The sequence below is a fragment of the Paenibacillus sp. PCH8 genome (assembly GCF_002968835.1).
Lineage (GTDB): Bacteria > Bacillota > Bacilli > Paenibacillales > Paenibacillaceae > Paenibacillus.
In genome coordinates this window covers 498,072-519,946 of record NZ_PKQK01000003.1, presented here as the reverse complement: position 1 = coordinate 519,946, position 21,875 = coordinate 498,072, and the positions used below count along the sequence as shown (strand labels likewise).

The 21,875-nt window shown below is 43.4% G+C and carries 15 protein-coding genes and 1 pseudogene; 9 read left to right on the top strand and 7 right to left on the bottom strand.

The window, feature by feature from the left end:
* Positions 1-25 precede the first annotated feature (25 nt).
* The 5 genes and pseudogenes from C0Q44_RS31885 to C0Q44_RS19610 all read left to right on the top strand — a co-directional run bounded on the left by C0Q44_RS31885 (position 26) and on the right by C0Q44_RS19610 (position 10,262).
* Positions 26-2,509: pseudogene (locus C0Q44_RS31885) on the top strand (condensation domain-containing protein).
* Positions 2,510-2,535: 26 nt separating this feature from the next.
* On the top strand, positions 2,536-8,184 hold the full coding sequence (locus tag C0Q44_RS19625) for an amino acid adenylation domain-containing protein (protein WP_374955130.1): 5,649 nt from the start codon (positions 2,536-2,538) through the stop codon (positions 8,182-8,184).
* Positions 8,181-9,671 carry a condensation domain-containing protein gene (locus C0Q44_RS19620; protein WP_181151084.1) on the top strand — a complete coding sequence of 497 codons (1,491 nt, stop codon included), beginning with the start codon at positions 8,181-8,183 and terminating at the stop codon, positions 9,669-9,671. Before C0Q44_RS19625 ends, C0Q44_RS19620 begins: the two co-directional genes overlap by 4 nt.
* A gap of 20 nt (positions 9,672-9,691) precedes the next feature.
* Positions 9,692-9,844: a condensation domain-containing protein gene (locus C0Q44_RS19615; RefSeq protein WP_258166452.1), complete on the top strand. Its 153-nt coding sequence runs from the start codon at positions 9,692-9,694 to the stop codon at positions 9,842-9,844.
* 235 nt (positions 9,845-10,079) lie between these two features.
* Positions 10,080-10,262 (top strand): YjfB family protein, encoded by a 183-nt coding sequence (locus C0Q44_RS19610; RefSeq protein ID WP_105408927.1) that lies wholly within the window; start codon positions 10,080-10,082, stop codon positions 10,260-10,262.
* Between the two features lie 117 nt (positions 10,263-10,379).
* Here C0Q44_RS19610 and C0Q44_RS19605 read toward each other — a convergent pair whose 3' ends face one another.
* The 4 genes from C0Q44_RS19605 to C0Q44_RS19590 form a co-directional block, all read right to left on the bottom strand.
* Entirely contained in the window at positions 10,380-11,120 is a 741-nt protein-coding gene (locus C0Q44_RS19605) for an HAD family hydrolase (RefSeq protein WP_105408926.1), read from the bottom strand.
* Positions 11,121-11,211: 91 nt separating this feature from the next.
* Positions 11,212-12,261: a zinc-dependent alcohol dehydrogenase gene (locus C0Q44_RS19600; RefSeq protein ID WP_105408925.1), complete on the bottom strand. Its 1,050-nt coding sequence runs from the start codon at positions 12,259-12,261 to the stop codon at positions 11,212-11,214.
* 127 nt (positions 12,262-12,388) lie between these two features.
* Positions 12,389-13,627 (bottom strand): aspartate aminotransferase family protein, encoded by a 1,239-nt coding sequence (locus C0Q44_RS19595; RefSeq protein WP_105408924.1) that lies wholly within the window; start codon positions 13,625-13,627, stop codon positions 12,389-12,391.
* A 96-nt stretch (positions 13,628-13,723) separates the two neighbouring features.
* Complete coding sequence (locus C0Q44_RS19590) at positions 13,724-14,932, bottom strand: MFS transporter (RefSeq protein WP_105408923.1); 1,209 nt, start codon at positions 14,930-14,932, stop codon at positions 13,724-13,726.
* Between the two features lie 316 nt (positions 14,933-15,248).
* On the opposite strand from C0Q44_RS19590, the gene C0Q44_RS19585 reads away from it, so the two are divergent.
* On the top strand, positions 15,249-15,941 hold the full coding sequence (locus C0Q44_RS19585) for a pseudouridine synthase (protein WP_105408922.1): 693 nt from the start codon (positions 15,249-15,251) through the stop codon (positions 15,939-15,941).
* Positions 15,942-16,002: 61 nt separating this feature from the next.
* Here C0Q44_RS19585 and C0Q44_RS19580 read toward each other — a convergent pair whose 3' ends face one another.
* The 3 genes from C0Q44_RS19580 to C0Q44_RS19570 all read right to left on the bottom strand — a co-directional run bounded on the left by C0Q44_RS19580 (position 16,003) and on the right by C0Q44_RS19570 (position 19,080).
* Positions 16,003-16,896, bottom strand: coding sequence for a DMT family transporter (locus C0Q44_RS19580; protein ID WP_105408921.1), 894 nt, complete (start codon positions 16,894-16,896; stop codon positions 16,003-16,005).
* A complete protein-coding gene (locus tag C0Q44_RS19575; protein ID WP_105408920.1) occupies positions 16,893-17,744 on the bottom strand; it encodes an AraC family ligand binding domain-containing protein in 852 nt (283 codons plus the stop codon). Before C0Q44_RS19575 ends, C0Q44_RS19580 begins: the two co-directional genes overlap by 4 nt.
* Before the next feature lie 226 nt (positions 17,745-17,970).
* Positions 17,971-19,080 carry an NADH:flavin oxidoreductase gene (locus tag C0Q44_RS19570; RefSeq protein WP_105409312.1) on the bottom strand — a complete coding sequence of 370 codons (1,110 nt, stop codon included), beginning with the start codon at positions 19,078-19,080 and terminating at the stop codon, positions 17,971-17,973.
* Positions 19,081-19,303: 223 nt separating this feature from the next.
* Between C0Q44_RS19570 and C0Q44_RS19565 the strand changes: the two genes are divergently transcribed.
* The 3 genes from C0Q44_RS19565 (at position 19,304) to C0Q44_RS19555 (ending at position 21,829) form a co-directional block, all read left to right on the top strand.
* A complete protein-coding gene (locus C0Q44_RS19565) occupies positions 19,304-19,885 on the top strand; it encodes a TetR/AcrR family transcriptional regulator (RefSeq protein WP_105408919.1) in 582 nt (193 codons plus the stop codon).
* Positions 19,886-19,954: 69 nt separating this feature from the next.
* A complete protein-coding gene (locus C0Q44_RS19560; RefSeq protein WP_105408918.1) occupies positions 19,955-20,260 on the top strand; it encodes a Dabb family protein in 306 nt (101 codons plus the stop codon).
* Between the two features lie 99 nt (positions 20,261-20,359).
* Entirely contained in the window at positions 20,360-21,829 is a 1,470-nt protein-coding gene (locus C0Q44_RS19555; protein ID WP_105408917.1) for a protein adenylyltransferase SelO, read from the top strand.
* Positions 21,830-21,875: the final 46 nt, after the last annotated feature.

Below are 21,875 nucleotides of genomic sequence, written 5' to 3'. Positions count from 1 at the left end.
AAAATAAATGTGATCGGGGTGCCGTATGTCTATTTTTAAGAAACAGGAATCATATTGGGCAAGCCGATTTGAAGATGATGATGTTCTTGTTCATTTGCCTTATTGCAAGACAACTTCCAAGCACTCAGACGATACTCAGCACCAAAATTATATATATAAGCCCTTGTCAGCCGATGTTTCACATAAAATCAAAACCATGTCAAGAAACACTCCTATGGCGATTTATACGATACTATTAACCGGAGTTCAGTGTCTGTTATATAAATATACAAATGAAAACAAGATGATAATTGGCATACCGACGATGGAAGAAAGGAAGAATGATCTGTCGCTTTCGAATAAGGTACTCATCTTGAAAAATAATATCGATCATGCGATATCATTTAAATCCTTATTTAATCAAGTGAAGACCCGTTTAACCGAAGCCATTCAGCATCAACGAATACCTTTCCGAAAAATGGTTGAACATTTAAATGTCCAATATGATTCGAACCATTCACCTCTGATTCATACCTTGGTTTCGTTGAATGAAATTCATCCAATTCTTGATGAAAAGAGCGTTAAAGCAGCAACTGTTTTTCATTTTGATCTGGAGAACGACTTTGTTCATTTAAAATTACTTTATGATGAAGATCGTTATGATCGCGATTATATGGTTCAAGTGGCAGAACATTTGGACCAACTGTTATCCGTTGTTTTAAACCAACCTGATCTGGAATTAAGCCAAGTCGATATGTTATCAGAGTTGCATCGAAACAAGCTCTTATTTGACTTTAACGATACAACGGTGGGGTATCCACAAAACAAAACGTTGCATCAATTATTTGAAGAACAGGTGGAACAAACACCGGACCATCCAGCAGTAATATTTGAGAACAAACAACTAACGTACAGAGAGTTAAATCAACAATCCAACCAATTGGCCCGAACACTTCAAGCTCAGGGGGTTCAGGCGGGTCAATTTGTTGGTATTATGGCAGAGCGCTCACTTGAGATGATCGTAGGTTTATTCGGTATTTTAAAAGCAGGGGAGCTTATGTTCCAATCGATCCAGAATATCCGGCAGATCGTATTCACTATATCCTTGAGGATTCAAAAGTAGCTTGGTTGCTTCATCAAAGTCATATACAGAAGCCGGAACATTTTGCAGGGACATGTGTCATTCTGGATTCTGAAATAAATCACCATGATCATCATTTAAATTTGAAAGATGGAGCGATTTCCAGTGATATGGCATACATGATCTACACCTCTGGAACAACAGGAAATCCAAAAGGCGTGATGATTGAACATGCCAGCATTACGAATTCCCTGCAATGGAAATCCGATTTTTATAATTTTACCGGAGATGATCGGGTATTAATGCTGAATCCCTTCGTTTTTGATTCGTTTATTACCCACTTCTTTGGTCCGTTAATATCTGGATCAACGGTGTATTTGTTAAACCAGCAACAGTGTAAAGATGCTATAGCTATCAATACAATGATCAAAAAACAGGAAATCACGCACATCCAAAGTCCACCCAGTTTCTTGATGACTCTATTGGAACAGGTGAACGCTGAAGATTGGGCTTCCATGAAAAATGTGGTTGCTGCGGGCGAGAAGATTGTTCCTGCCTTAATTCACAAATTGCAACGCATCAATTCACGTATTGAAGTATGTAATGAGTACGGGCCAACCGAAAACAGTGTTGTATCCACAGTTCTGTCGATCAACTCCACTGATCAAAATATCTCAATCGGGAAGCCAATTGCGAACGTTCGAGTCTACATTTTAGGGGAACAGAATGAATTGCTGCCGATTGGAGTTCAGGGAGAATTATGTGTAGCCGGGGCAGGACTATCCAGAGGTTACTTGAACCGTCCAGATCTGACGGCGGAGAAATTCGTAGGTGATCCATTTGTTTCGGGAGCGAAAATGTACAAGACGGGTGACTTTGCAAGATGGCTGCCGGATGGGAATATTGAATATATTGGCAGGGTGGATCATCAAGAGAAAATTCGTGGATACCGGATTGAACTTGGCGAAGTGGAGACGGCCCTTTTGAACATTGCCCACATCCAGGAAGTCATCGTTCTAGCCAGAGAAGATGAAACGGGCACCAAGCAATTATGTGCATACCTGGTAGGAGAGGAAGCCATCACAATTGGGGAATTGCGGGAGGAGCTGTCCCAGCAACTACCAAACTACATGATTCCGTCCTATGTTGTACAACTGGATCAGATGCCGCTTACATCCAACGGGAAAATTGATCGCAAAGCGCTGCCTGCTCCCAAAGAACATATGTTGAAGGGGTCAGAGTATGAAGCACCGCAAACGATGGTGGAACAACACCTCGCATCCATCTGGGAAGAGGTACTTGGCGTAGAGAACATCGGGGTATTGGATAATTTCTTCGAGCTAGGTGGAGATTCGATTAAATCCATTCAAGTTTCTTCAAGGTTATATCAAGCAGGTTATCAGATACAGATGGATCATCTGTTTAAACACCCAACCATTGCAAGCTTGATTCCCTATGTTCAACCCATAAGTTCAATGTCAGAACAGGGAGTCATCACTGGAAAAGTGTTGCTGACTCCAATCCAGCATTGGTTTTTTGAGCAATACAAAGTGGACACCCATCATTATAACCAGTCCGTGATGTTGTATCGAAAAGAAGGCTTTCACGAAGCCACACTTCGTCGTGTATTCGATAAACTAAGTGAGCATCATGATGCACTTCGTATGATATATCGCCTTACGGAACAGGGTTATGAAGGGTGGAATGAAGGGCAGGATAAGGAACCCTTATATACACTTGAAATGATGGACTTTAAGTCATTAGCAGATCCGTCTCAACAGATCGAGAAAAAAACAAACGAAATTCAACGTGCGTTCACCTTGGAACGGGGACCCTTGATGAAGCTCGGCGTGTTTCAATGTGCAGACGGAGATCATCTATTAATCGTTATTCATCATCTAGTCATCGACGGGGTTTCATGGCGAATTTTGATCGAAGACCTTTCCATAGGCTATGAACAATTATGTCATGGAGAACCGATTCAATTACCGCAAAAAACGGCTTCATTCCAATTATGGGCAGAACAGCTCAAGTTGTATGCGGACAGTGAAGCGGTAACACAAGAGCTTGCATTCTGGAATGAAATTGAACAGACATCCTATAAGCCGTTACCTACTGATTTCCAAGCAGATCATGCATTGGAAAAAGACAGTGAAGAAATCACGGTGGAATGGACAGCAGCAGAAACGGAGCAGTTATTAAAACAAGCGAATCGTGCCTATAAAACGGAGATTACCGATTTGCTGCTCCATGCATTAGGTATGTCTATTCACCAATGGACGGGCATGGAACAGGTGTTGGTCAATCTGGAAGGACATGGAAGAGAATCGATTATACCGGATCTCGATATTACACGAACGATTGGATGGTTTACGAGCCAGTATCCGGTTGTACTTGATATGGAAGCAAGTTCAAATATGTCTCTTCTCATCAAGACAAACAAAGAAATGATTCGTCAAATCCCTAAAAAAGGGATTGGTTATGGTATTTTAAGATATTTAAGTGCACATCAACAAGAAACTCCATTTACCTTGAATCCTGAAATTAGTTTTAACTATTTGGGACAATTCGATCAGGATCTTCAGAATAGCGGGATGCAGATCTCCCCCTACCCAGGCGGAGCAACAGCAAGCGACAATCACAGAAGAAATGTTCTTATGGATATGAATGCCTTAATTGTAGAAGGCAAATTGACGTTGTCACTTCGGTATAGTCGCACACAATATCGAAAAGAAACGATGGAGCAAGTGGCGACATATTTTAGAGATTATCTGCAAGAAATAGTGATGCATTGTGTGACAAAAGAGAAGCCGGAATGTACACTAAGTGATTTAACGTTAAAAGGAATTACCATTAAAGAATTAGAAGGGTTTGTTCAAGAATCGGAACACATTGGTGAAATCGAAGATATATATGCGTTGTCACCGATGCAAAATGGGATGTTCTTCCATAACTTGCTTCATTCAAAATCTGAAGCGTATTTCCTTCAAACCGCACTGGATCTGCATGGTTCGTTAGACGTGGAAGCTTTTACGAAGAGTCTGGATCAGTTGATAGAGCGAAATTCAATTCTCAGAACCAATTTCCACAGCAAATGGAAGAATGGGCCCCTGCAAGTGGTATACCGTCATAAACGGAATGGGCTTATATACGAAGATTTGCGTGAGATGAATGAAGAAGATCGTGAAGCATACGTGGCAGACTATACGAGAGCAGATAAAATAAAAGGTTTTGATCTATCTCAGGATGTGTTAATGCGTATCTCGATCTTGCAAACTCAGGATCAAACCTATCGTTTCATTTGGAATTATCATCATATTTTGATGGATGGCTGGTGCCTATCTCTTGTAATCCAGGAACTGTTCGATGGATACTTTGCGATTCAGGAGCAACGAAAGCTGGAGGAAAAGGGTACGATTCCATACAAACACTATATCGAATGGCTGGAGAACCAAGATCATGAAGCATCCCTGAAATACTGGAGTGACTATTTGCAAGGTTATGATGAGCAAACCACTTTGCCCAAAGAACATACCATTACGAAAAGTGATGAATATCATTCAGAGCATATGATATGTACACTTAGTCAGGAATTAACCGGACAAATCGCACAAGTCGCCAGTCAGAATCAGGTGACGCTGAATACGTTCATGCAGACCGCATGGGGAATGTTACTACAGAAATATAATGGCAGTGAGGATGTTGTATTCGGAAGCGTGGTATCAGGCAGACCTGCGGCGATAGTCGGAGTTGAACGCATTATTGGCTTATTTATCAATACTATCCCTGTACGAATTCAGACTCAAGGAAACGAGACTTTTGCAGCGATCATGAAACGGAATCAGGAGCAAGCTGTTGCTTCGCATCCGCATGAGACGTATCCATTATATGAGATTCAAGCGGAAACTTCGCAAAAGCAAAATTTGATTGATCATATCCTGATATTCGAAAATTATCCCGTACAAGGCATTATGGAACAGTTTGGGGATCAGGAGGAGACAGCTCTTCGAATTACGAATGTAGAAGCAGATGAACAAACGAATTACGACTTTAACTTGATTATCAAACCAGGCCAATCCATGAAATGCATGTTCTATTACAATGCTAACGTCTATGATCGGGCAAGTGTAGAACGAATTCAAGGTCACTTGATTCAGATGTTAGAACAGGTGGTCAACAATCCGCATATTCCTATCCATGACATTGACTTGACCACAACACAGGAGAAAACACAAATTTTGGAACAGTTTAATGATTCCATGGCTGATTATCCAAAGGACAAAACGATTCATGGGCTCTTTGAGGAGCAAGCGGCAAGAACTCCTGAACACGTTGCGGTTGTATTTGAGACTCAACAGTTGAGCTATCGGGAGCTGAACGAAAAAGCTAATCAATTGGCAAGAACGCTCCACGCTAAAGGCATTCAGAATGATCAGTTAATCGGAATCATCGCTGATCGTTCGCTAGATATGGTCATAGGAATCCTGGCGATTTTGAAAGCGGGTGGCGCATACGTACCGATTGATCCCGAATATCCAGAGGATCGTGTAAGCTACATGCTTGAGGATTCGGGGGTACATGTATTATTAATGCAAAGTCATTTGCAAGAACGCATCTCTTATGCAGGAGAGGTCGTTTGCCTGGATCAAGCTGAGTCCTATCATGAAAATCATTCCAACTTGGGAGTTACTGCTGCACCAACAGGCCTGGCATATATTATTTATACTTCGGGAACGACAGGTAAACCAAAAGGGACGTGTATTGAACATAAAAATGTGGTTCGATTGTTGTTTAACAGTAAAAATTGTTTTGATTTTAATGCATCAGATACATGGACGTTATTCCATTCCTTTTGTTTTGATTTTTCGGTGTGGGAAATGTACGGGGCATTACTCTATGGCGGAAAACTGGTTATTGTACCCCCAATGACGGCCAAAAGTCCGGAGCAATTCTTACAATTGTTAAAAGACGAGCAAGTGACGATATTGAACCAAACACCGACGTACTTCTATCATCTTCTTCAGGAAGAACTGGCAGGTCATGCAGCAGATCTGAAATTAAGAAAAGTGATTTTTGGAGGAGAAGCCCTCAATCCAATATTATTGAAGGATTGGAAGCTGAAATATCCATTTATCCAGTTAATTAATATGTATGGGATAACTGAAACAACGGTTCATGTAACTTATAAGGAAATAACCGACATCGAAATACAGGCTGGAAAGAGCAATATTGGAAAACCAATCCCGACGTTGCAGACCTATATTTTGGATAAACATCAACGCATTCAACCGATCGGTGTTCAGGGAGAATTGTATGTAGCGGGTGAGGGTCTTGCCAGAGGTTACCTGAACCGGCCTGCTTTAACAGCGGAGAAATTTGTAGATCATCCCTGGATTGCAGCAGGAAAAATGTACCGAACAGGAGATGCCGCAAGATGGCTGCCGGATGGAAATATTGAATATTTGGGACGAATCGATCATCAAGTGAAAATTCGCGGTTACCGAATTGAGCTTGGCGAAGTAGAAACCGCGCTTTTGAAAATAGACTGTATTCAGGAAGCAGTCGTTATTGCCCGTGAGAATGAGGATGGTTCGAAGCAGTTGTGTGCGTATTGGAAAGGCGATAGCTCACTGACAACGAAGAAAATCAGAATGGCATTATCTCATGAAATTCCAGATTATATGATCCCGTCTTATTTTGTTCAATTAGAGCATATACCGTTAACATCTAATGGAAAGATTGACCGAAAGGCCTTGCCATCTCCACAAGAACGTATGCAAACAGGTGCCGCGTATATGGCGCCGCAAAACGCTGTAGAACAAACAATGGTCTCTGCTTGGGAAGCTGTGCTTGGCGTTCAAAAGGTTAGCATATCAGATCATTTCTTTGAACTTGGGGGCGATTCGATAAAATGTATTCAAGTTTCCTCACGACTGCTTCAAGCAGGGTATAAAGTGGAAATGAAACATTTCTTCACCTATCCGACAGTAGCAGAGTTGAGTGAGCACGTTACATCCGTAAGTACTATTTCTGACCAAGGGGAAGTTACGGGACAAGTGATGCTGACACCTGTTCAGCGCTGGTTCTTTGATCAAAATATGGTGGAGGCACATCATTACAATCAGGAAATGATGTTTTTTCGTGAAAAAGGGTTTGATGTCCGTTTTATTCACAGCATCATGAACAAGATCGTTAAGCAGCATGATGCTCTCCGCATCCTTTATCGTCAAACGCCTGAAGGCGGATATGAAGCGTGGAACCGTGGGGCAGACGAAGGTGGATTATACAGCCTTGAAATCGTTGACCTCAAAACAGAAGCAGATCCTGCACCGTGCATTGAAAACAAAGCGAAAGAAATTCAGAGTGGTATGGATCTGTCTAACGGGCCTTTGATTAAACTTGGGTTGTTCCAATGTGCTGAAGGGGATCACCTGCTTATTGTCATCCATCATCTGTTGGTAGACGGGGTTTCGTGGCGTATTTTATATGAAGATATTCAGACAGGGCAAGACCAGTTTTTAAGAGGTCAAGAAATCCAGCTTCCCCCAAAAACGACCTCGTTTAAACAATGGGCAGAACAATTGTCTGCGTTTGCAGACAGTGCGGCGATGAAGCAAGAGAATCCATACTGGAGTCGTGTTGAGCAGGCCAAGCTAAGCTCGCTGCCTAAAGATATGGATTGGGATGAGACGATTGGCAAAGATAGTGAAACAATCACCATCCAGTGGACGGCAGCGGAAACCGAGCAATTATTAAAGCAGACACATCATGCGTACAATACGGAAATTAATGATATATTGCTAACGGCATTGGGAATGGCTGTTCATGATTGGACGGGCATGGGAGAAATCCTCATCAATCTGGAAGGGCACGGTAGAGAAGACATCCTGCCAGAGCTGGATGTTACGCGTACAGTGGGGTGGTTTACGAGCATGTACCCCGTCATGATTACGATAGAGTCCGGGGCTGACATTTCAAGGAGAATGAAGTCCGTCAAAGAAGGGCTGCGCCAGATCCCAAACAAAGGCATTGGTTACGGGATTTCAAGGTATTTATCACATGGACATGAAGGATTCAAGTTAGAGAAAACCCCGAGATTAGTTTCAATTATATGGGACAGGTGAATCAGGATTCGGTCCAAGATGGCATTAAATTCTCGCCTTATTTCAGCGGACCATCCGTAAGTGAAAACAATAAGAGACCATTTGTACTTAATATCAATGGCATCGTTACAGAGGGGCGGTTGTCGCTGTCCATTAACTATAGTCCAAAACAATATCACCGGGAAACGATGGAGCAACTGGCGAGTCTCTATAAGGATTGTCTTAATAGAGTCGTTGAGCATTGTGTAACGAAGGAACAAACCGAACTTACACCGAGTGATATTTCATGCAAATCATTAACCATTGAGCAATTGGATCAAATCGTGGAACAAACGGGGCACATCGGTCGAATCGAGAATGTGTACCCACTAACACCTTTGCAGAAGGAAATGCTGTATGAAAGTGAACGAAACCCAATTTCGGGCGCTTACTTTGTACAAATCATGTTTGACATGCGTGGAGATTTTGATGTTGACTCTTTTGCGCAAAGCTTGGATCAATTAATGCAAAGGCATGCGATATTAAGAACTAATTTTTATAGTGATTTCGTGGACATCCCTCTTCAAATCGTGTATAAAGAGAAAAAATTTGAATTTAACTATGAAGATGTAACAGGCACAAGTGAACTGCAACGTGAAACGTATGTTGATGAGTATATGGAGCAGGACAAGGCAAGAGGATTTGACTTACAACGAGATTCGCTAATACGTATGTCTGTTTTACGAACAAAGCCTGAGGAATACCGCGTCATATGGAGTTTTCACCATATTTTGATGGATGGCTGGTGTATGTCTTTAGTAAGTAAGGAAATATTCGAGAATTACTTTGCGATTCGGGAGAATAGAAAACCTCAAGTGACTCTACTAACACCTTATAGTCAATTCATTGAATGGCTGGAACAGCAAGATCATCAAGGTGCAATAACCTATTGGAGTCATTACCTGGAAGGTTATGAAGGGCAAACGAAATTGCCTGGAGAAAAAATCAAACCGAAACATGAAAGACAGAATTCCAGAACGTTAAACTGTTATTTGGATGATGTACTGGTCGAGCAAATGAAACAGATTGCGGAACAGCAGCATGTAACGCTCCATACGTTAGTGCAGACTGCTTGGGGTGTATTGTTGCAGCAATACAATGATAGCAATGATGTTGTATTCGGAAGTGTTGTATCGGGCAGACCACCTGTCATTCCTGGGATCGAAAGCATGATTGGATTATTTATTAATGCAATTCCCGTTCGTATCCAGGCTCAGGGCGGTGAGTCATTCACATCCTTAATGAAAAGGAATCAGTCACAAGCTGTGGAGTCACATGCATATGATACGTATTCGTTATATGATATTCAAAATCTGACCAAGCAAAAACAATCTCTGATTAACCATGTGGTTGTATATCAGAACTTCCCGGTAGATCATCGAATGGAGAGTTTGGGTCAAAAAGGCGAAATACCACTTGAGATTATGAATGTTGGGGTACAGAACATAATAGTTTTGATTTTACGCTGATCGTCAAGCCACATGAGAACATGAAGATCATATTGATGTACAATGCTAATGTGTATGACCTGTCCACCGTTGAACAGATTCAAAAACACTTTATTTCCATGATCCAACAAGTGGCCACGAACCCGGAAGTTAACATAAACGAACTTGCATTGATTACATCAAGAAGTAAGTAGTTTAGTAGTAAGGATATTTCGGTATATTAAGCCAACAAACCCAAATAGCTTCAATTCTAATGGATTGAAGACGTTTGGGTTGTTTGTGCTCATTTTGATTTTTTTATAAGTTCCTCCTTCGCAGGAATGAGCAACATCATGCGGCTATTCCCGTCTATACGTTGTAACAATTGTTTTATTTTGACCGATATATAATAGGAACATCTAAGTGACAGACCGTGAAAGGAGTGCTTATATGGATATTGCAGCATTATCAATGGCAATGAGCCAAGCCTCAGTAAAGCAATCAGCCAGCTTGCAAGTAATGTCGGTAACCAAAGATATGGCTCAGCAGCAAGGTCAGCAGTTGGCAGAAATGTTAAAGTCAGCTTTTGCTCCTCACCCTAATCTGGGTGGTAGTCTGGATATCTCGGTGTAATTTAAGATTTGCAGTATGTTTCCTCGTATAAATGATGCAGCAAGCAAAACCGAAACCACTCCAATTCGGATGAATTGAAGTGGTTTCGGTTTTTTTAATTATATTCATTCAGATTGCTTATCTTCTCAGCTCCGACAAGATTGGCGATTTGTCTTCAAAAGGTAGTGTCTCCTTTAATGTCCATAATTCATCATAGCTGGAGATCTGGAGATCGGCTTTGGACAAGTCCTGATTGCCTGATCCCGGATTGCGATATCCGATACAGCGCATGCCTGCACTCTTAGCGGCTTGTACGCCGTTGCGAGAGTCTTCAATTACCAGGCAATTTGAAGGGGACGCGCCAATCATTTCAGCGGTGACCAGAAAAATATCGGGAGCCGGCTTCCCTAAGGCAACCTCTTCACCTGTCATTCGCAACTCAAAGTATCTTCCCAGCCCCGTCTTGTCCATGATCAGATCGATCAGCGCGCGCGGAGAGGAGGATGCAACGGCAATTGGAATGTGCTGCTCATGTAGCCAACTGAGCCAGCGTTCTACGTGAGGCATTGCCTTCAAGTTCGGATGGGCCAGCATCGTTTTCATGACGTTATGCTGATGATAAGCAAGGATATCTTCCATTGACGTTGTCAACTGATGTTTGTCCAACACTTGCTGCCACATGGATTCGAGCGTAACTCCAACATAGGAGTGATGTTCTTCATCGGTCATCATCGCACCAAAATGAGCAAAAGAACTGCGCTCGATCTCAAAATAAATCGGTTCACTGTCAATCAGTACGCCATCCATATCAAAAATGACCGCTTGAATGGGGTGATCGTGAGTTACTCCCAACCCGCCAAACTTTTGGTTTGCTGCCACGTTGTATTCCTCCTCGGGGTTTTGTATCTATCTTTAAGGTTGTTATGATTTATGGTTAATTGACCTTAATCTTCATGTCTAACATTCCAGATTAGACACGGGAACCGCTGGATTGTAACACGACTTTAATGGCATGTGAAGAGGCTTGAAGGGTTCGACCTTGAATATCACAACCTAGTGTACGAAAAGCCTCTTCGTAATCTTCCAACGGGAAGGAGTGAGTGATAATTTTTTTGGCGGGAATAATCTGCTGCTCAATCATGTAATGTGCTGTCGCAAATGTTCCCAGGGAATCGATAGAACCAATAATTTTCAGACTACGGTCCACGACTTCCTTGGGATTAAATGATGTACTCCCATCTCTCAGACCAACGAGCATCAGATAACCCCCGCTGGCAAGCTGAGAAAGCACTTGTGTGCCGACAACGCCTGTTGTATCTACGATCATATCGACCTGCTGAGTGGAAGGGGCCAACGCCTCTAAAGCATGTTCGAAGGAAGAATGAACTTGCCAACGATCCGGTGCAATTGATCCGGCAATGGCCAAACGTTCTTCGGAGATGTCGACCAGACACCCGGTGACGCCCTTGGCAGCGAGTGCGTAACTGTACAGAATGCCAATCGGTCCTGCGCCGAGGATAATTGTTCTGAAATTCGGCAGTAGCTGGATCTGATTAATACCCGTAAGCATACAGCTAAGTGGTTCGGTCAGGGTTGCTTCCTCATAGCTAACATGATCCTTTAATTTGTACAAAAAGCGATCCTCGGTTACATAATAATCCGTAAATGTCCCGTCTGCACTCACGCCTGTCTCCGTGACAGATTTATGAGTACAGTGATTCTGTCTACCTGTTCTGCACATGTCACATTGTCCACAATAATAGGTAGGATCAATAACCACACGGTCTCCCGGTTGAAGCGTCGTTACGGCAGAGCCTACAGCAATGACTTCGCCAGCCGATTCATGACCAAGGATGACGGAAGGAACTGCATGATATTTACCACTGACAATTCCGAGGTCGGTACCGCATACTCCAGTTGCCCGAATTCGAACCAGTACTTGAGTATCTCTTGTGATTTCCGGAACAGGCCGTTCTTCCAATGCGACATCCCAAGCGGATTTGTATACTAATGCAAGCATGATAAAATCCTCCTTATAATAATAAAATTATAAATATAGCGATTCATCTTAAAACAGTTTTTGACAAAATACGAACGTAGTGAAGGGGACGACGGATCGACCACTTTAAACAGTTACATTGAAATGTTTAATGAACGCTGGCAAGCACCGAATCAAGCCGTTCTACGATTTCAATCAGCTCGTCTTCCGTTGTGGTAAGGGAAGGTCGCACCTTAACGACATTGCCGAAGCCATATCTTGAACTTCTCAAGATCAGATGCTCATCTGTAAAAGCTCGATCAACAATGGCATTGGTTTTGAGCGTATCCGGTTCATTCTCATCTCCCACAATTTCAATGCCCCACATCAGTCCGACCCCGCGAGCTTCCCCGATACTTGGGTATTTCATAGCCAAATTATGCAGTAACTCGCCAAGTATTTCACCTTTGCGTTGTACGGCATCCAGAAATCCAGGTTCGGATACTACCTCCAGGGTAGATTTGGCAGCGGTGACCGATATCAGATTACTTCCGGATGTGAAGGAATGTTCATGTTTCTCCAGTACGTTCAATCGGGACTGCATTAAAACGGCAGCAACAGGTACACCAATTCCGCCAAGCCCCTTTGCCAGAGTAATCATGTCAGGCTGGATATCGAACAACTCGCTGGCGAACATCGCTCCGGTACGTCCGACTCCCGTCTGGACTTCGTCAGCAATAAGAATAATATGATACTCATCACATAGTTTACGAAGACGTTTGAAATATCCGGCAGGAGGAATGATATTGCCGCCATTACCAAGAATGGGTTCTATAATCATGCAGGCGATCGAACCTGAACTACCATATTCTATAGCATCAGATATAGCTTCAACGCACTGATAGTTGCAGTTTTCCTTTGATGAATTGAAGGGGCAGCGATAGCAGTATGGGGCAGGTACATGAACGGAGTTAGGTGCAACCGAATTGGGGAACCGTTTCCGCCTAAAGGCATTTCCCGAAATCCCAGTCGCAAATTGGGTCTGTCCATGATGAGAGAGGTACAGGCTGATAATATCTGTTGACTCGGTATACTTCTGTGCAATCTTGGTTGCACATTCGTTTGCAGTTGAACCTGTGATATCCCGCATCCATCCGGCATTGATGTCGTTTGGAGCATATTCGATCAGATGATCAAGTACTTCATTGACGTACGGTTCTGTGAAGGAGGAAGACATATGCGTCAGATTACCGATCTGTTCCTGAAGTTTGCTAACTACATGTGGATGATTATAACCCAGTGACAGATTGAACGTGCCCGAAACGCCGTCCAGATATTCAACGCCTGAATCGTCAATCAACTTAATCCCTTTTCCGACTGTAAAGCGGTTATTGGTTAAAGTTTGCATGCGCGATTTCCTCCAATATAATGGTGTACTAGCTCGACGAACAAAATGGTTCCAAACCGGATGATGCGGGGCATCACCTCCTTCAATAATTGCGGACTATACTTCTTTGGTCTGTTGTGCGATTGGAGCACTTACTGCATGATTTTTCATATTCCACAGGTGAGAGAGTATCAAGGTGAACAGCAGGATGAGACAGAAGCCGGCTAGAATCCAGATTGTGTTCACGATCGGTCCTGTACTCATGCTCCATCCGGTCACATATTGCAATATGGCACCACCAATGCCGCCTGATGCGATCAGGATGCTGGTTGTCCGTTCGGTCATGCCAGGAATGAGCACGTTGGCATAGACCAGTGCGATACAGAACAGACCTGACATGAACAGGCCAGTTCCGAAGATTAGTACATACGTTGCCAACTGTCCGGTTACGAACACCATTGCCACTGCAAACAAGAGTGTGCCGATGGTACTCCAGATCAGGAAAGGCATATAATTCACAGCTTCCGCTATTTTACCTGAAAACAAACGACCGATGATCATCGCAATCCACAGGATGGAGACACTTAGTGAAGCGACAGATTCCTGAAGCCCTAATCGTTCTACGAGGATGGATGGCAGGAAGTTCATCAGTCCAAGTTCCAGCCCCATGTAGATAAAGAAAAATATAACGAAGATCGTCAGTATTCCCAGTTGCTTTCTTGAATATCGTGATTTGCCTGCTGCATGTGTGACGGTATTCTCACCAGCCTGTTCCAGATAAAGTGCAGCAGGACGTGGCATGGTGATCCATAACAGCATGAGAATGAATGACAACACCGCCACCGTATAAAAAGTTAGATGCCACTGATTCATCCAGATGAACAGAGCTGCAATAGCCGGAATGAGAAGTGCACCTAGAGCGAAGAAGACATCAAGTTTGGACATGGCGACCGCTTTTTGATTTTCGGTGAATTCAATCGTGAATGCACCAACAGAGGGTTCGATGATCCCTGACCCAAAGCCTACAATGATTGTAAGTAGCAGAATGACGTTCCAGGACGGCAAGAATCCGAGCAGAATATAGGCAATCACAATACAGCTCAGGGCAATGGTCAACATGGCTTTTCGACCGATACGTGCGGTCATGGATGGGGAGATGAGAACACCGACAAGAAATCCGATGAACTGCAAAAACAATAAAAATCCACCATCACTGTAACCACGCCCATAATGCGGCAGTAAAACAGGGAGAAGTGCACCGAGTACAACGCTGGTTATGCCGATTAATAGATAAAAACCGCAGCTTAAAGCGAATATTCTTCTCAAATGGCCACCTCCTTGAATGGGTATAAATTTTATATTATGTAAATAATGTTTATTACTCATCTAACTTATACCAAAAATATGCAAATGTACATGCTTTTTATTGTAAAATAATGTTAAGTTTTGACGAATGAAGAAATTTTATTGCTTGAGAATTAACCTAAATCGATTTCGTGTCGAAATGGTAGATCGACTGAAATCGATTCACAATGAAAGTTTCGGCCTCTCGATCCATGCCGTTGCTTCGTCCCCATATACATGAGAAGATATGAAGTGACTAAGGGCAAGCAGCTATATTACAGATGAGAAGCGGTGAAACATGTTAATTAACAAATACATAAGTGTGACAGGATTCTGCTCCCGCAGGGAAACGAACCGATTCATTGCAGCTGGACGTATCACGATTAATGGCCAAGTATGTACAAAAGGGGCCAACGTTGAACCAGGGGATGTTGTGCTAATTGACAGGAAGGAGATTCCTCACCATGATCGCGAACCTGTCTACATTGCCCTGAATAAACCCATCGGTATTGTCTGCACAGCAGCAGAACAGGTAGAAGGTAACATCATTCAGTATATGAATTATCCTTCTCGAATCTTTGCCATAGGCAGGCTGGATAAGGCATCAGAGGGGTTGATTTTGCTTACGAATGACGGAGGGATTGTGAACCATATGATGCGTTCGGAGCATAATCATGATAAAGAATATGTAGTAACCGTGGACAAGCGAGTGACGGACGAATTCATACAGTCGATGTCAGAAGGCGTTGAAATTATGGACGTGGTGACCAAGCCGTGTGAAGTATACAGGCTAAGTGAGAATGTATTTCGTATTATTTTGACCCAGGGACTTAACCTGCAGATTCGCAGAATGTGCAAAGCCTTGGGATACAGAGTGCTCAAGCTGGAGCGCATTCGAATTATGAATATTACGCTGGATCAACTGGAACGGGGGCAATGGCGTCATCTGGAGAAAGAGGAACTTGAGATTCTTCTGTCTCAATTGAATTAGGTATAGGCAGACACGAATCCGCGGGGGACTCGTGTCTTTGGTGTTAAGCTTGTTTTCTTTTTTATTTTCTTTTTTGTTCTGAAATAATTGATCCGAATAAGGTTAAGAATGCTCCGAGGATGATTACCCAGGTTATCCGTTCATGAAGAATTAGTGCAGATGATATGACAGTAATAACAGGTACCAGATAAATGTACACACTCGTTTTGATCGCTCCGAGAAGACTTACGGCTCGGTTCCAGGTTACAAAACACAAGGCAGATGCTCCCAAACTGAGGTAGAGAAAATGGGAAAGGTTGATCATGTTCGTAAAGCGAGCGAGATCCCAATTAAATTCCAACAGGAACAGAGCTGGCAGCATGAAGATCAATCCATAGAAGAACACTTTGCGCGTAGCGCCAATAGTGTGATAGGCAAGCATGCCTATTTTGCGCATAAGAACAGAGTAAATCGCCCATATTGCCGGAGCTATGAAAGCAAGCAGATCACCTACCGGATTCAGTTTTAGAATGAAACTTCCATTCCATGCGATAAGCACGATGCCGCTCAAGGCAATCCCGAATCCAACGATAAAACGGCGAGTCAACTTCTCGCCATCGAGGAAGAAGTGTGCAAGTAGAGCTGTGAAAAAGGGCGCAATAGATACGATAACGCCTACGTTCGAAGCTGTTGTGTACACCAGTGCTATATTTTCAATGAGAAAATATAAAGTCACTCCGCATAGTCCGGCTCCGATAAATAATAATTCTTCTCTGAATGATACCATCCGCAGCGAACGTGGATAGATCAGTAAAAGTACGAAATACCCGATCAGGAAGCGGAAAAACAAAATTTCTACAGGGGTAAATTCAATCAGCAGAACCTTGGTCGAGACGAATGTGGTTCCCCAGATCAATATGGTGAATAAGGCAAGCGAATGGCCGGTAGAGACCTTGGTGCTAGGATGACTTGTCATAAGGTGCTATTGGTGGAGCGTTTCGACTCTGTGTCATGATTGAAGATACGTCTATATTGTTTGGGTGTCAGGCCGATCAATTTTTTGAAAAAGTTCGTAAAGTGGCTCTGATCACTGAATCCTGTCTGAGCGGCGACTTCAATCGGAAGGTGGCCTTGTTCCAATAGCCGTTTGGCTTGATTAATGCGAATCGTTTCCAGATAGCGGTAGGGTGATATGCCTTTTTGGCGGGTGAATAGACGCAGCAAGTGATATTTGCTCATCTCTGTTAAGTCGACTAATTGGTTCAGCGTGATGCTCTCCATGTAATGCGATTCTATGTAATCACATATGCGCCGAATCTCGATGGTCACATCCTGGTTGGAAACAGGCAATTCGGCGTCCGAATAATCTCTCATCAATTGATCCAGTAGTAAGAGTAACAATTCTTCCTTGTAGAAATCGGATTGCTCCTCCAGAATCATCTGATGCAGTTCACACAGGGAGCCAACAAGTTCGCTTTGATAGAGAACAGGTGTTGTGAATCGGGGCAAGTAGTCTTGTCCGGTAATATCCCGTGTATACATTCGCATGACCTCAGGTTGAACATTGATGCAGCGATAATCAAGGGTTCTTCCGTCAACCTGTTCGCACGCATGGGGATCCTGTGGATTAAAGAGAATCATGTCTCCACTATTCAGAATGTACTCTTCGTTATTACAGACGAGGTGTCGCTTGCCTTGCTCAATAAATCCAATGACGTAATAGTCATGAAAATGATTGGGAAACTTCTGCATAATGCCTTCGAATTGATAAGCTTCCAGCTGTAAATCGGTATCAAATACCACAGTCCGCACTTCCCGAGTCATGGTGCACCTTCTTTCTGGTATGTTAAAGTCATTATATAATGCAAAGAAGGAATTTTCTTGAACGATATTGCTATTGCTCGACGTGCTTTGACAGGTGTTTATACTAAACAAAATACCCGCAATCCCAGAGGAAGTGCGAGCCCTTTGCTTAGTATAGTTGATTCATGATATCAAACATACCTATATATATGGGACAAAATATGTTAGGAACATTAAGCAATTGTTGTTAGTGTAATGTAGCTAGTGCTTCAGGTGTAAATGCCTGGATCTCCGATAGACGTCCTTCGCGCATTTTGGCAACCCATGCCGGATCACCTAGAAGGGCACGTCCCACAGCCACCAGATCAAATTCTTGTTGATCATAACGCTTCATAAGTTCATCCATACCTGGATGCTGTGCTCCATCAGCTTCTGGCTCATTGGACATCCCCACAGAACCGACTGTAATTGTGGTTCGGCCACTCAGCTTTTTCACCCATCCGGCGAACCCTAGATCAGATCCTTCAAACTCAGGCTCCCAGAAGCGCCTTGTCGAGCAATGGAAGATGTCGACCCCTGCGTTAACAAGTGAGTGCAGGAAGGGTTCCAATTGTTCTGGTGTGTCAAACAGTCTGGCTTGATAATCATTCATCTTCCATTGGGAAATCCGCATAGCAATGGGGAAATCAGGACCTACCGCAGCACGAACTGCTTCAACAAGTTCAACCGCGAATTGAGTTCGTTTCTGAAGGTCACCACCGTAGCGGTCCGTTCTCATATTCGTTGTTTTCCAGAAAAACTGATCAATTAGAAAACCATGTGCACCGTGAAGTTCGATTCCATCAAAACCAATTCGTTGTGCATTCGCTGCTGCATCGGCATAAGCTTGAATAACTGTTGTTATCTCCGCCTCCGTCATAGGCACGCTTACCTGATTGCCTTCCATATCGAGTCCAGATGGACTAAGTGACTCTGCTTCCGGGTGAGGTTGAGATCCGGATGGACGGACAATTCCCATATGTAAAATTTGCGGAAAAATCTTGCCGCCAGCGTCATGCACTTGTTGAACCACCTCGGACCAGCCCTGGAGTGCTGCTTTCCCGTACAAATGTGGGATATTTGGCTCACTTGATGCAGCAGGGTGGTCAATCGTTGCACCTTCAGTAATAATTAATCCAACACCATGTTCGGCACGGCGCCGATAATATAAGGCTACATCAGCTCCTGGAACTCCATTCGGCGAAAAGGCACGAGCCATGGGTGACATAACAATTCGTGAGTTCAGAGCCAGCTTTTGGTCCATGTATGGTTGAAACAGACGCTCTGTGGATATAACGCTATGTTGTTGATTATTCAAAATGAACACCTCCATTATTCTGCACCTTCAAGCGGGTACGAGTGCAATCTTATCAAGCTCTATAGGCGTACTCAACCAACAATTTGAACGTTTTGTCGTTTAAGCGAAAGACTCCCAACAATGTACGGTGAATTAGGGAATTGCTTCACTTGTTGATCCAATAGCAATTATCTATAATGGAGGAACCTGTTCAAATACCTTGAGCACAAAGGAGGATGAGGGAATGGCCGATGCATTGTCTCCAAACTCAAACGATCCGCGTGTGATTCGCACTCGTCAATTAATATTGGATGCTTTTTTATATCAGCTACATCTTAAAAATTTCAGCAGTATTACGATTCAAAATATTACTGAACAAGCTACGATTAACAGGGCAACTTTTTATGCCCATTTTCAGGACAAATATGCGCTGCTTGAAGCATTATTATCTGACGCTTTTATGGAATATGTAACGAAGAGAGTAGACCCGGAAGCGCAATTGTCCAGCGAGATGATGCAACAGCTCATTTTTTCACTGTGTGATTATCACGTTTCGAGCAATGAATGCATCAAAAAATATGAGACGGTTGCACCGATTATCGAAGAAAATATAAAGACACAGTTAGAGTCGTTTCTTCTTCAAATCATGCTCAAGAGATCGGCAGATGCTGATCTCAAAACACTGAAAATGACGGCAATTATGTTGAGCTGGTCTATCTATGGAATAACGTATAGATGGAATATAGAAGGTAGACAAGAGTCTCCAGCTGACTTGGCTAAACGAGTAGTGCCATACATGATGGGCGGATTGGGGCTTTTGAGGTAATAGATCGTATTTGGAGAGTGCTTTGTGTAGGTAAGTTTCAAAATACTGAAATAAGGGAGATGTAATATCATGTTCGAACATTTGGTTATCTTTAAATTCAACGACAAAATTACACCTGACAAGCAGCAGGAATTTGTTGCTCAATTACTCGCCTTACAGGAACAGATTCCAGGAATCATCGATCTAACAGCAGGAGAGAATGTAACGGAAGAAACGGACCGGATTCAGGGTTATACAATTGGACTAAGAGTGACGTTTGAAGATCAGGAAGCATTGCGTGCCTATGGTCCTCACCCTGCTCACCAGGCCTTTGTTGCCTCCCTGGACGGATGGATCGAGAATGTCATTGTGGTGGATTACCCGATTCACTCATGATGAATTGAATTTCCATGCGGCTACATAAATGAGAATTGGTTCACAAGGTTAACATATCAACAAGGGAAGTCCCTTAGTCAAAAAGGAGTTGTGATCCGTATGCAACAAGCAAAGCTCGAAACCGGTTGGAATTTGGATAACAGTTATGCGCGTCTGCCGCAGATATTCTTCACCAGTCAAGGAGCTGTACCTGTCGAATCACCGAAACTGCTGATCTTTAACACTTTACTTGCAACAAGCCTTGGACTGAATGCTGAAGTGCTGAACAGTGAAAAAGGCGCAGCCGTATATGGAGGTAACTTGACTCCTGAAGGAGCAGAGCCCTTGGCGCAGGCGTATGCAGGTCATCAATTTGGCAATTTCAACATGCTTGGTGATGGGCGGGCCTTGCTGCTGGGTGAGCAGATTACCCCACAAGGTGAGCGCGTAGATATCCAGTTGAAAGGTTCGGGAAGAACACCTTATTCCCGGGGAGGTGATGGACGTGCCGCCGTTGGGCCAATGCTGCGTGAATATATCATAAGTGAAGCGATGCATGCATTGGGTATTCCCACTACACGGAGTTTGGCCGTGGTATCCACAGGGGAGAACATTGTCCGTGAAACCCAACGACCTGGGGCGATATTGACGCGAGTTGCTGCCAGCCACATCCGCGTTGCGACGTTCCAATATGCAGCCAGATGGGGTGCGATAGAGGATCTGCGGGCTTTAGCAGATTACACATTACAACGACACTTTCCACAGATTCAAGGAGATGAGGATCGTTACCTTCGCTTGCTTCAGGAAGTGATCAAGCTGCAGGCAGCGCTTATTGCCCAGTGGCAGCGTGTTGGCTTCATACATGGGGTTATGAATACAGACAATATGGCCATCAGTGGAGAAACCATAGATTATGGTCCATGCGCCTTTATGGATGCTTACAATCCAGGTACAGTGTTTAGCTCTATCGATACCCAAGGTCGGTATGCCTACGGCAATCAACCGTATATTGCTGGATGGAATCTGGCTCGTTTGGCTGAGACACTCCTGCCTCTGCTCCATGAAGATGAGGAACAGGCGGTGCAAATTGCCCAGGATGCCATTGCCCAATTTTCAGAGTTGTATCATTATCACTGGTTATCAGGTATGCGAGCCAAAATAGGATTATTCAATGAAGAAGCGGAAGATGATACTCTGATTAAGGAACTGTTAGAGCTTATGGAGAAGCATTCCGCAGACTATACGAATACGTTCGTTGCTCTGACTCTTGGCGCGCTGGAAGGTTCCGACCTGAACGGAGAGCCTGACTTCACGGAATGGCATGTACGTTGGCAAGCGAGATTAGGTAGACAGTCCGAATCGAAGGATGAAGTTATACAACATATGAAGAGAAACAACCCCGCAGTGATTCCCCGGAATGACAGGGTGGAAGAAGCACTGGAACGAGCAGAGAATCATGGGGACTATAGCGTGATGCATCAACTTCTTGCTATTCTTCAAGACCCTTATGCGTACACGCCTGAACAGGCTGAAAATGCGATATTACCCGTTTCATGTGATCCATCCTATCGTACATTCTGCGGAACCTGATCACTGATCGTAGATTGCAACGAGTCAGAAAATGTGGAAACAAATA